The 12877-nt window shown below is 38.7% G+C and carries 8 protein-coding genes; 2 read left to right on the top strand and 6 right to left on the bottom strand.

Translation table 11 applies throughout. The annotated features are described in order from the left end of the window. The first annotated feature begins 70 nt into the window (after window positions 1-70). Together HRT55_RS18310 and HRT55_RS18305 are read left to right on the top strand one after the other, a co-directional pair. Window positions 71-901 (top strand): sulfite exporter TauE/SafE family protein, encoded by an 831-nt coding sequence (locus tag HRT55_RS18310; RefSeq protein WP_291623538.1) that lies wholly within the window; start codon window positions 71-73, stop codon window positions 899-901. A gap of 111 nt (window positions 902-1012) precedes the next feature. Then, window positions 1013-1897: a LysR family transcriptional regulator gene (locus HRT55_RS18305; RefSeq protein ID WP_291623536.1), complete on the top strand. Its 885-nt coding sequence runs from the start codon at window positions 1013-1015 to the stop codon at window positions 1895-1897. A gap of 534 nt (window positions 1898-2431) precedes the next feature. Here the strand turns inward: HRT55_RS18305 and HRT55_RS18300 are convergent. From HRT55_RS18300 to HRT55_RS18275, 6 genes are all read right to left on the bottom strand, one after another. Beyond that, window positions 2432-4522 (bottom strand): alkaline phosphatase family protein, encoded by a 2091-nt coding sequence (locus tag HRT55_RS18300; protein ID WP_291623534.1) that lies wholly within the window; start codon window positions 4520-4522, stop codon window positions 2432-2434. Between the two features lie 381 nt (window positions 4523-4903). Next, the gene (locus HRT55_RS18295) at window positions 4904-5329 is read right to left on the bottom strand and encodes a hypothetical protein (protein ID WP_291623532.1); all 426 of its coding nucleotides are present in this window, start codon (window positions 5327-5329) and stop codon (window positions 4904-4906) included. A gap of 300 nt (window positions 5330-5629) precedes the next feature. Further along, complete coding sequence (locus tag HRT55_RS18290) at window positions 5630-6400, bottom strand: hypothetical protein (protein ID WP_291623530.1); 771 nt, start codon at window positions 6398-6400, stop codon at window positions 5630-5632. Between the two features lie 624 nt (window positions 6401-7024). After that, a complete protein-coding gene (locus HRT55_RS18285; RefSeq protein WP_291623528.1) occupies window positions 7025-7801 on the bottom strand; it encodes an aspartate/glutamate racemase family protein in 777 nt (258 codons plus the stop codon). A 36-nt stretch (window positions 7802-7837) separates the two neighbouring features. Beyond that, complete coding sequence (locus HRT55_RS18280; protein ID WP_291623526.1) at window positions 7838-9094, bottom strand: DUF917 domain-containing protein; 1257 nt, start codon at window positions 9092-9094, stop codon at window positions 7838-7840. After that, a complete protein-coding gene (locus HRT55_RS18275; protein ID WP_291623524.1) occupies window positions 9063-12137 on the bottom strand; it encodes a helix-turn-helix domain-containing protein in 3075 nt (1024 codons plus the stop codon). Before HRT55_RS18275 ends, HRT55_RS18280 begins: the two co-directional genes overlap by 32 nt. Between the last annotated feature and the right edge of the window lie 740 nt (window positions 12138-12877).

Below are 12877 nucleotides of genomic sequence, written 5' to 3'. Positions count from 1 at the left end.
CAACAATTAACAGCAATACCCTTAATTGATAGTAAGGTTTTACCGTTATTAAAAATAGAAGTAGTAGTTAATGAATATCATTGAATTTATAACAAATAATATCCCTACCATTTTGGCATTGGTTGCCACAGGTGTATTCGCAGGCATTTTAGCTGGCTTGTTAGGCGTAGGTGGCGGTATCGTAATCGTACCTGTGCTATTTATCTTGTTCCAGAGCTTTGGCGTATCACCAGAGTCTGCGATGTTAGTTGCGACAGCAACCTCACTGGCCACCATAGTACCAACGTCTATTAGTTCAATTCGTTCTCACAATCAAAAAGGTAATGTGGATTTTGACCTGCTCAAGCGTTGGGCTGTATTTATTCTTATGGGGGTATTGGTTGGTAGCTGGTTAGTGACTCGCGTTGAAGGTACTATGCTTACTATGTTGTTTGGGGTGATAGCGGTTTTATCGGCACTTAACATGCTGCTTCGAACGGGGAAATCTGCTCTGTTCCAAAAACTGCCTAATACAACAGGACAAACGGTTATGGGGGCATGCATTGGCTTTTTCAGTTCTATGGTGGGGATCGGCGGCGGCACTATCTCGGTGCCACTACTCACCTTATATAACTACCCCGCTCACAAGGCCATTGGCACAGCTGCGGCAATAGGGTTAATCATTTCGTTGCCGGGTGCGCTAATAATGTTGACATTGGGCAGTACACCAACCGATGCTCCCGCTGGTACATTTGGCTTGGTCAATCTATTTGCCTTCACTTGTATTGTGCCGCTAACGGTATTATTCGCACCTGTAGGGGCATCACTGGCAGCAAAATTAGATGCGGTAAAACTGAAAAAGATCTTTGCCTTCGTCCTACTATTTACTGGCTCACGTATGCTGGTGCAACTTTTCTTATAGGTTTTATTCCTGTTCTAATTGTAAATAAACTTGTTAGATTGATACAATGATATAATTTCATCAAAAAAACGAATGTAGTTCATCATTAAAGCTAAATATAGGAATTAACAGGTGTTAGAGAGGATTCATTTAGAAATACTAACGGCAATAAAAGAGCATGGAACCCTGACTAAAGCTGCTGATTCGTTGCACTTATCCCAATCTGCGTTAAGTCACAGTATCAAAAAATTAGAAGGCCAACTTGCGACTCCGATATGGAAAAAAGACGGTCGAAACTTGCGTCTTACAGCTGCTGGAGAACGCATTCAAACACTGGCTAATAGAGTATTGCCGCAGTTTTTACACACGGAATTATTACTGAATCAGATTGCAAAAGGTGAAATGGGATCGCTACGCATAGGAATGGAGTGCCATCCTTGTTATCAATGGCTACTGAGAGTAATTCAGCCTTATCTAGAGCAGTGGCCAGACATTGATATGGACGTGAAGCAGGAGTTCCAGTTTGGAGCTTTAGGTGCATTACTTAGCTACGAAATAGATGTACTTATTACACCAGACCCGCTCTTTAAACCTAAAATAGACTACATACCCGTTTTTGACTATGAACATAGACTCGTAGTTTCCGCGTCTCACAAACTTGCAAAGCAAAATTTTGTATTACCCGAGCAACTAAGCGAAGAAGTACTATTTACTTACCCTGTTGAGCCCCTGAGGCTCGATATTTTTAGTCAATTTCTTAATCCAGCAAAGTGTTCAGTAAAGAAACACAAATACATTGAAACAACTGAGATCATGTTACAGATGGTCGCCGCGGGTCGAGGTGTTTGTGCCTTGCCGGGCTGGCTAGTAGATGAGTACTCAAAATCAATGCCTATCAAGAGTATTCGTTTTGGAGAGAAAGGTATTAGTAAACAGATCTTTGTCGGTATCCGCAAAACCGACCAGCATCTTGACTACTTCAACGATTTCATTGCTCAAGCTAAAAAAACAAAATGATGAATTGCCCTTACTTTAGGGGTGTTCGAATAAAATTAAACGCCTGCGATACAGAAGAGGATAAACTTGAAGCTTAGCGCACAGAGTTGCTGTAAAACCCACTTCGATTTGTACCCTCTTGACAGTTAGAGCTAACCGTCACTGTTACCACAAAGCGGTCAAAATTATTAGAGGAAGAAAATCAATTTTTATGTCAACTATCTTCAAGGATAGCTGACATTAGAATTAAAGCTCTATCTCGCTTTCGCCCCAAAGTGAGATAGGTGTTTTTTATATCAATCTTTTACTAGGTATTTTCCAGCCCTTATTACATTCTATTTTAAGTTAAAAAATTCATCTAATAATTAGAAATAGAATAGATACCCAGCACTTTTTTCTTTATTGACAAGTCACTTCAAAATATTTTTACTATTAAAGGCAACCCCTAATAATGATACGTTTTGGTTAGTTAGCTGTAGGGGCTTGAACAGTTAACATTCGCTATTCAGCCCCGCTCTGGAGTTTGATAAACTAACGGACATCTCTAGCTGAGTTTTACTCTACCGATTCAATGGTCCAACAATCACCCTTTTCTTTTGTTGTGATCCATTTTCCTTGTAATAGACGGTCGTCTTGACTTAAACGTTGATTTTCAAAAAATTGATTGACCAGATAAACCTTGTCTCCGAATTTTACCGGGCTGCTGTCATTATCAACTTTTTTTATTTGCCATTGTTGTTTTGGCGCTTGTTCACCACGTAAGTAAATATTGTAGTAATAACAATCATGAGAGTCTTTCCACGCACCTAAATAGTTGTATGAGCCTAATCCATCTTCGTCCGAACCAATACGCACCATATCGTTGTGGCTAACGACCTCACGATCATCAGCCTTACTATTTTGGAAAAACAACTCTGCGCTTTGCCCCTTACCAAGGGTCGGAAAGTGTTGATACAACCCTAAATCAAACCCTATACTTTGCAAATCTTTGGGAATAATCTCCAATGCGCTGGTTAGTCCAGTAAGTCTAAACGCACTTAAATAATCGCCATTTTGGTTTTTCAGGCGAAAACGATCGGCGTATTTAACCGGGCTACCCATCGGGCGCTGACGATTCATAAAACCTACACTAGTCGCATCATCACGAGGTGTGTTGCGCGTCACTATATGATCAAAGGTCGGTGCATTAACGGCACGCTGGCCAAACTCTGCGGTTTTATCGCCCAAGTCATACTTATTAAGTAAGGTTCTGATCACTGATGTATGATCAAATGGCACCCCGGTATCAGAACGAAATACGGTACCTTTTTCAATTAATGGAGAAACTAAAATCGCGGGAACACGACCACCAAAACGATCAAAATTAAACTCTTCTTGTAATTTAAAGTCCGGTGTATTGGCGCCCCAGGGTGGAATAGCTGAAGGAGGTTTAATATGATCAAAAGCACCAACCGGCTCATCAAAGGTAATAATTAGTAATGTTTTATCCCAAGACTCTTTATTGGAAATTAAGCTTTCGTATATTGCTTTAACATAATTTTCACCTTCATTAAGATTACATGGCGGATGATAATCATTACCCATAGTAGTAACCAGACGCTCTAAACCTCGATCTACGGTGGTTTTTGAGATTGTCCAGTAGGGCTCAATATAACTATACTTTGGCAATGTCCCAGCACGGGCCATTACATGAAACTCATCTGTTTTAGCAAAGTGGCTGTCTACATTATCGATCTGCTCGTGCAGCTGTGGATATAAACGATAGCTATAACAAGAACTAAGCTTGCCAGAAGATATTTCACTAATATAATCAGTGAAAGGTGATAACCCTTTAATGAGCGTGGTTAGCCCGTTACTAACAGTAGAAGGTAAAAAGGGTAATAAGACTTCTAAATTACTGGCTTTATCGATCAAATTCGATATTTTTTCAGGGATCATGCTGGTTTCCCAAAAAATTTTCCATTCGGGGTGACCATTTTCATTTAACACGTTAAAAATAGTTTTGTTAGTAAAACGATCATCACCAACCCCCATTCCGAGCACATCACCTAACGCTTTGGCTATTTTACTTTTTTCTAAAAATCCATTATCAACCAGCCCATGTGAGCTGCCTGTCAGTGCAAAGGCGCGGTTTGGGTTAGTTTGTGAAGGTACCGAAGAAAACCACTCATCACACACCGCATAATGCTCAGCCAGTTGATTCAAAATGGGTAGCTGACTTGGTGTGTAAGTTTGCATCACCATATTAGCGTTAGCTTTAATTTCTTTATCGCTATAGTTCGCCTTTTTTAGCATTGCGGCATAGTCTTCCATGTAACCTTTTATGGTTGGTTTATCGCCGACATTGACCTCGACCTTACCAAATAACTGCTGGTTAACGTGGTTAAACTCTTCTCCCGGATGAATATCTGGTACGCTCGGACCCATGGTGCCACGAATTGGCGCGGAAGATATATCTAAGTTCACCACACCATTGGTAAAATTATCAAGGTTGATAGACTGCAACCCGTGAAATTCATCACCCTTGGCTACAGAAGGAATATTATGGGCTGGCTGCTTGTCTTGATATAACCAACCCAACATCGTATCAAACGAACGGTTTTCCAACATCAAATGAACAACATGCTCTATTTTTTTGATCGACATTAAAATATTCCTTTTTAATTTATAGTGATTTGGTGAAGCGATACTAAAACTGACGCTACCTGGCAGTTTTTTCTGGAATGAATGCAGGATTATCAGTAACTACTAATTGAGCAGTATTTCCAGCGCCCATAAATCTAATCACAAATGGTAGTTCTTCACCTTTATCAACGGCTGAACGATGCACTTCACCTAAAACAGAAAAGTCGGATGGTATTGGTGGGTAGTCCAGATTTATTTAAAAATATATTGTTATGCCGAGACTCTTCTTATTTAAACAGGCCACCTACGATATTATTAATCAGGACGTTTATCCTAAAATTTAAATAAATTAAAGTGGGTGTCCTTGTTAATTCCTCTTATAACTTATTATTGTTCTGGCAATCACTGAGGAGCAGCAGCGCAGCCATTAGGCAGTTCGCCATTATTTACCACGGGAAAGATAGTGACCATATTCCCCGTACTACTAAAGACTACTCTTCCACACTGTTGATTAGCTGTTCCAATTATTTCCATGAGATTTCCCGTTAGCACGTAATTACCACTGCCTTGTTGTAATACATTAACCCCTTGAGAGTTAAAAATTTCCCTGCACACGCTATCTAGTGCATCAGTATTGCACAGTGAAGGAATAAATTGGTCGGCAGCCACGCCCAGTGTGCAATGACGATCTTTTACATGTTGAAGCACACCTTGAATAGTCGCGCAATCATGCACTACGGGCGGCACTGCTACATTCACCGGTTGTTGTGTCCCAACTGTCGCACAACCCATCATTAGTAATAAGGGTAATAAAGTTAAATATTTCATTTGTGTTCCATCTATATAAAAATATATTGTTATGTCGAGACTCTTCTTATTTAAGCAGGCCACCTACGATATTATTAATCAGGATGCCCACCCTAAAATTTAAATAAATCAAAGTGGGTGTCCTAGTTAACTTTTTATAGGTGTTTTTTAAAACTAGCCACTAATAAGGCTTACTCAGCCGTAACTTTACTATCAGAAAGTACTGCAATGTTACAGCTGAGTAGTGAGACGCCCTTTAATTTCAATACTTGAAATATAGCCACTCTCACATGGCACAGGGCGTTACGGTAAAATTCTCGTTTAGTTACCCAACAGTGTTGCGATATTTTCGTTTGATTTAGTCTGTTTTACCGATGCATCGCCATCGGCTGACTTCATACCTAGAGAGCCGGTTATCATCTCCAACGGGAAGGTGGTAGGGCCTTGGCCGAAGGGGAAGGTACACCCAGGAGCTGCGGTTGTAGCGTTGACCGACCCTGAAACAAGATCTGTTTGTGCGGCAAATAATAATACAGTCTCAAGTGGCTCCATGTTAATTGTACCGCCTGGTTTAAGCTCAAAAGTACAAAACGGTTTGTATTCCCCGCCGACTAGTGCGGATAAACCTACGGTAAGAGGGGGCGTACCATTTGGTCGATTATTCATCAGCGCAATCGATAACGGATCTTTGTTTGCTAGAGTACTAAAATTACCGTACTTATCAACGGCTAGACCTTTACCTAATCCGATTTCAGCTGATGATTTTGAAACATTGAGACTCGTAGTACCCGATACTTCCCGCAACGCACCTATAAAGACTTTGTAGGAAGGGGTATAGTTAACACTTAGTATCCCAAAAACATTGTCGTAAGTTTCTGTAAACCATACGGGTATAGCGCCACTACCCTTGGCTCCCTTATATGCGCATAAAGTGAAATTACCGTCAATTAACTCCTTGAGATTGTTTTTCTGGTCTTCATTCCTCTCAAAATTAAAATTAAAATTAAAGACTGTGTCACCTTTAGCTTTACCTAGTTGCCCAAGCTGCTCTAGAGATTGTCCAATATCTTGATATTTTTCTGCGATACCCATAATTAATTCCTTTTTAAATAATGTTAGACTAAAATTGTTTTAGCCCACTTTACGCTTATTAAAATATTAATTTTTAAACAGACGCGTATTTTACTAAGAGTTAGGGGCCATTAGGGTCAGGTCTTGTTTCTTGCGGTAATGCAAAATGAAAGATCTAAGCCTATAACGCCTAAGTGCAAAAATACTCGGTATTACTTCAAGAAAACAGAAACAAAAAGTCTCAACTTAAAAGCCAATCTCCTTGCTATTCCTCTTCCTCAAAAGCAATGACATTAATATAGAGCTCTTTATTCCTTCACGCAGTATCACCTTGGTATCACTTAGTGTTTTTTATTAACTGATCGCAAAAAACTAGAATATAAAAACAAGTTTTAATCCGTTTCTCTGCTAATAAGTACATCAAAATAAAGTTACTAAAAACTAAACCAGCTAGTGTATGGCTGGTATTACAGCTACATAAGGAAAGGTAATTACTGAAATAAAGTAGGAGAATAAAGCGGGAGTAAGAAAACATAAAAAAAGCTGATAGCCTTTTATAAAATGGCTGTCAGCTTAATTAACCTAAATAAGATAGTTAAGAGAACTAATCAAGTGATCAATTCAGAGGTTGCTAAATAACTCGTCTTAATAAGGACTAGTAGGTGTCATCCCGGTAAATTCAACGGGTTTATAATAAGTCAAACGACTCGCGCTTAAATTATTTTTGATCAGGTTTTGTAATGCCCCTATGGCCGAGCCTACAGGAGCAACAACGGGAACATATTGCCCATTAAAATGTACCTCTAACTGTTTAGCCAACCATTGATTCACTTCAAGCATACCAGTACAACCTAATAAAATAGCTTCTGCGCCATCTTGCTCTATGGCGATTATACTTTGTTCCAGTAGTTTCTGTTTTAATAGTTCAGTATCCTCCAATTGATTTACTGATAGGCCGACTTCACGTACCGATGCAACACTACTTGTTACCCCCATCTGTCTTGCTAGAGTCCATAACATAGGCACAACACTAGGTAAAACGGTAACAATGGAAAAACGACTTGATACCATCATGGCATTGGCTATCGCCGGATAAAATCCACCAACGACAGGTATATCAACAATTTCTTTGAGTACCTCAACCCCTGGCTCGCCAAAGCAATTAACAAAAATGCCATTAAAGCCTTCTTTTTGTGCCTGTTGAGCAATTTCAATAATTCCAAAGGTATCCCAAAACTCTGCAGTTCGGCTTTGAATAAATGGTGTTGCCTGTCCGGGTAGGCTTTTATATGTCACCTCAAAATCTGAACTAATTGCCGCATTTATCTCGGTCTCAAAACCTGGCATAAATGCCTCGGCACTGTCTGCTGCAATAGGGATAATAACCATTATTTTTTGTTTTTCTTGCTGTATTTGTGTCATGAGTAAAACTCCATTTAATTTATCGTGATTTAGTGATTATTTAGCTGATAATTTCTCTGATAACTCATTGATTGATACATAAGGTCCAAAGTAACCAAATTGCGCGCGAAGCTGCTGAAATATTTTGTTGGTGTCTTGCTTTAATCTGTCATTTGCGGGTAATGAAAATAAATAAACCTCCTGTCCAGGAGTTAAATCTTCAACAGACAAACCATGTAAACCACTCAGGCTTTGTTCTGCTATTTCTCTTTCTTGTCCTTCAAAATCAGTCAGAATTTTTTCTTTTAAATCGTCACCTATATTGCCTAAGCAACAAATAAGATCAGGCGCCATGGCTATTGGGTGTGCCACTTGAGTATTCCAGGCAATTAAATTTTCATTTTGGTTAATGATCAGTATTTCATTCAGCTCACTCCCTTCGCCTTGAGTGAATTGTAATAAACCATAATCAAAGCCATCGCCCTTGTTAATTTCTTTTATTCCAACAAAAGTACATTTTTTCCGATTTGAAAATAAGAAGTAAGGCTTGCTTAGGGTTTCTGCTAAATCAGCAACAAGCTCCTGGTTTAATTCATCTTTATCAATTGCATGATGTTGTCTAAGGCATTGCCCTATATATTGAGAAATCGATATTGTTCCTTTGATAAGTGCGGTTTGAGCTGTTTCAGCTGTCATAGCCCATCCGGCAATACTCGCTATACCGTCAAAACTACCTTCTGTCTGCAAAATAGGACGAGTGGTCGCTTCAACAATACGTGCTTGTTTAACAAAGTTTGTTTCATCTTCCAGGTTAATCACAATAGCCCCCTGAACTGGATCTTCTCCTTTGGCAGCATTCAATAGTGCAAAAGGACAAGCAGCGACATTTTCACTAAAGGTCAGACAAGATAAAGTAGGTACAGAGCGGCCAGCACCATCACCATCAACAACAAAAATAGGCGGTTCTTGCTTTAATGCACTTAACATAGCGACAAAAATGTTAGATCCGGTTTCCACAGGGATAGTAAAAGACATTTTTTGAGACGTGGATTTTTCCAGCGCCTTTAAAGCCAAAGTTTCAGAGCCCCGCAAACCAATTTCTTCGAAGCTTTTTGGCGAGCCCATAGCAGCGACAACGCCCCCCCAACTTTCAGCCTCCAACTCAGCTGGTAACCGTAAATCAACAGCAGATTTTTGCTGATTAATTTGTCTGATGAAACTGTATGCCGTTTTAATAGAACCTCCACCGCCACTCGCTAACAGAGTAGAGCCATTGGCAATGTCATACAAATTCTGAGAGTTTAGTTTGTTCATTTTTTATATCTTCCTTAATGTGATTGATTTTTCTAATGAATAAATAAGCTTGCTGTTTGGTTGCTATGTCGGTTGCTTTGTTTAAGGTATCTAAAATAGGTAGTTTAAGTTGATGTTCGGCCAATGCTTTGAAGTAATATAGGTGACTTAAATAGCTCTCCTCCCGGTGTTTAATTGAAAACTGAATGCCCGTTATTGTCACTGACAGTGCTTCTGTAGGCTGTTCATTATCAATTAAAATTTCAGCGGTTAGACAACAATATAAGGAATGCGGCATTTTATCGCCAGACTTGGCTAGCCACTGGTGATAGCCTTCGTTTAACCACAATAATCCCTGTTGCCTGTCACCTTGCTTGGCTATAGACCAACCCAAAAATAATTTAGCCACCCCAATAAAAAACGGGATCGAATGCTGCTCGGCCAACTTAAGTAATTGCGCAGCATACTGCTCAACTTCTTTCACTTCCTGTTGGTGATAATGAAAAAAAGCATAACCTTGCATTGCTATCGCCTCAGTAAAAGGACTATGAATTTTCTGACAAATAGTTTGCATATCACGAAGTCCCTGACGGGCAAGCTCCTCTTCACCTTTTAACGAAGAAGAAAGAACCAAAAATAAATGCGCAACAATCCGAGGATCTTGGCCAAATTCACTGAGATCACGTTGATGAAATGAAGGTAAATATAATGCTAATGCTTGTTTTGCAGACTCTATACTCTCGTTAAAGCGCCCTTGCCAGAATAATGTATTACTTAATGCACTGAGTGAATGAACTTCAGCACACTGATCTTTTTTTCTTCGGCTTAATTTATTGAGTTCTTTGGCTAACTGTAAAGCTTCGTCTAGCTCTAACGCCATCAGTTTTATCAACCATTGATTAAATATGACAGCTCGGATTGACGAGTGATCATGACTCTTCTTACACAAGGCTGAAATAGATAATAAGGTCGTTTTTATTGGCAAGGATGCCCAACCATGACATGCTTTTAATAACGTGAGTTGTACTAAACGTAGTTCAATTTCTTTTAGTGGCTCAAGTACCTTAGATAAAATATTCAAACCATCATGTACACTGGCCAGACCTTTTCTGTAATTGCCTTCGCCTTTTGCCACCAGCGCTGCTTGGTGATAATGATCAACGGCCTCAATCAGCTTGTCCTGTCTATAATAATGATAAGCGACAAGTGAATTTTTCAAATATTGATCGTCTAAATCACTTTGTATCAAGGCGTCAGTAATCGCTTTGTGTAGTTCTTTACGATTACTTTGAGGAATTAATTCAACGACCTTTTCATAAATACTATTGTGACTAAATTTAAACTCAAGCGGATTGACCCTTTGTATTAAATTAGCAAAAGATAATTCATTGAGTAAAACCTCAGCGCCCTCTATCAATTGCTCCATAACCTCGATCAGTACAAGACGACCATAAGTGGCACTGTACCAAAGCATCAACTTTTGCTGTTCTGTTAATGCGCTAATTCGGTATTCAAGCAATTGCAGCAACGAGGAAGGTACTGTTGAATCGCCCGATGTTTTACATAATAACTGCTGAAGAAATAGTGGATTACCAGCGGAAATCTCTACACATTGTTGTCGGTACTCAGTATCCGCTGCAAACCAGGTTTCAGCTAATAAACAAGTATTTACCTCAGATAACGGCGATAATTTAAACACTTTATTCAGCAACGGAAAATCAGTGTTATATGCCGACCAGGCAACCTGTGAAGAAAAAACAATAATGATCGACTTTCCAGATAGTTGCTCAAAAGTCTGCGCAAGAAGTTGCAAACTAAAACGATCACTTACATGTAAATCATCAATACATAACACCGATAGTTTAGCTTTCTGGAATGCTTTACAAATTAGCTTAACTAATCCTTTTTTCTGGTGATGCGACGCATTTAAATATTGTTTATCCAATGTTGATAACGGATATTCATCGAATATTTCTTCAAGCCAAAATAATTCATCATCTAACCATTCACCCTTGTTCCGTAGGTGCGAAAAGTATAACTGTATCTCATTATCAGACAGCGGCTCCTCTAGATTTAACAAACCAAAAATAATTTTGGATATCAAGCTTGATTTGTGTGATGGCTGTTCAGGTATGCACTGAATAAATCCCACTGAATTTTCTTCGTCATAATGCTTACGGGCGAGTTCACAAAACTGTTTACAGAGTTCTGATTTTCCTATGCCGCTATCGCCATAAACATTGAGTATGGATAAACCATCTATTGCAACCTGATCGTCCATCAAGTTGTTAAACAGGTAAAGCTCTTCATCCCGACCAAAAAGGGTTGTTGCATCTAAGCTATTTTTTGTCAGTTGAAAATATTGTTTCTCTATATTCGGAAATAACTCAATAGGCGTAAAAACAAAGTTATTGATTTCTTGTAAGTAACATTCATTATCGACAATAAATATATTTTCTTTGGTGTTCTGCAGTACACAAGCAAGCTCTTCAATATCCTGATCAGTAACTTGAAGAACAGTCCCTTTTGTTAAACCAATGCTTTTCTTGACACACAGGGTGATATTGCACTGCTCAAACTTGCTAGATACGTGTTTGTAGATATAGAGTAAATGATAAAGTACCTGATTATTACTAGCCTGTAAGCCTGACCCTAGTAAATAATGACCAATGACGTCGATTACATTAAAATCTTGCTTGGTTAAATAGCTGGCTATTTCGGTAAGAATTATTTGTTGTTCGTGGGCAGTACAATAATCATATTGCGTCGTGACAAGAAAAGAAAATAGATATATCTCTTTTCTTTTTTCACCAAATAATTCCGCATGTCCGTTGTTTGATATAGAACTTTCTAATAGCGCTTCAACCGTCACGTCAAAGTATAAAGCAAGCTCTCGGGCAACACGGTAACTCACATTTTTTCCTAATTCAGCCCGCTTCAACGTTGCGATCGATACCTGTATCTTTTGGCAATAAAAAACATCACATAAGGCTTCCTGACTTAGTCCACGTTTTGACCTTAGTTCTTTTAGTTTTGAACCCGAAATAAATACTTTACCGTTCACTTTAATATTCCCTTTAAAGTATTAAAATCAACCTTACATTCACGTTTTTGAATTGAAGGGTTAGATCTCATCAGCCATTTAATTAACGTCAGTGTCCATAAATTTAAACTGCACACCGAAATAAATACTTAAAGCCGTGTTCTATTTACGTTCGTTACGCACGGAATAAATAGTAAAATTCGGATTCTAAAGGGATCTATATTTAAGCTATTAACTCAAATATCCCTTAATTTTCCTTACTTAAAGTCGACTTGGTCAGCTTTTGTTCTTTGCTATATAACAGAGCGCTAAAAGACAAAGGTCTTTATTAAAACTATCTCAATAACTCTCAGATAACTCTTTAACATCCATATAAAGTGTTAATGGGCTGCAATTATTAATTACAGAAGTAATCTACAAAGTGAAAATTAAAATATCGTATTCAGTATTGATAAAAATAAAACCTTTTTATCTTGTATAATGCGCTTTATGTAAAGAGTTATAGTTTGATCGCTCCAACGGAGAAGGAAAGCACTCTCCTTCGTTCATATCTGAAGTAATAACCCTTTGCTAATTAAACTAGCAGAATGGTTCTCAATAATATATTACATGCCATTACACGGGGGGGGGGTGAACTCACCATTTGAACTAAAACACAAATTTGGCAGAAAGCTATCTCACTATGTGCCCCCTAAGCGCCATAGAAATTTTAAATTTAAGTCCGCTATATGATCGGAAAGTTGACGTTTGATATTTTGACT

The organism is Colwellia sp., from assembly GCF_013214175.1.
GTDB lineage: Bacteria > Pseudomonadota > Gammaproteobacteria > Enterobacterales > Alteromonadaceae > Colwellia.
Note: the sequence above shows the minus strand (reverse complement) of the source record. Positions and strands in the feature narration are given on the sequence as shown.

Excerpts from the sequence above, each read along its gene's own strand:
- HRT55_RS18310 (WP_291623538.1), top strand. The coding sequence starts at position 71 with ATGAATATCATTGAATTTATAACAAATAATATCCCTACCATTTTGGCA.
- HRT55_RS18300 (WP_291623534.1), bottom strand. The coding sequence starts at position 4,522 with ATGTCGATCAAAAAAATAGAGCATGTTGTTCATTTGATGTTGGAAAAC.
- HRT55_RS18295 (WP_291623532.1), bottom strand. The coding sequence starts at position 5,329 with ATGAAATATTTAACTTTATTACCCTTATTACTAATGATGGGTTGTGCG.
- HRT55_RS18290 (WP_291623530.1), bottom strand. The coding sequence starts at position 6,400 with ATGGGTATCGCAGAAAAATATCAAGATATTGGACAATCTCTAGAGCAG.
- HRT55_RS18285 (WP_291623528.1), bottom strand. The coding sequence starts at position 7,801 with ATGACACAAATACAGCAAGAAAAACAAAAAATAATGGTTATTATCCCT.
- HRT55_RS18280 (WP_291623526.1), bottom strand. The coding sequence starts at position 9,094 with ATGAACAAACTAAACTCTCAGAATTTGTATGACATTGCCAATGGCTCT.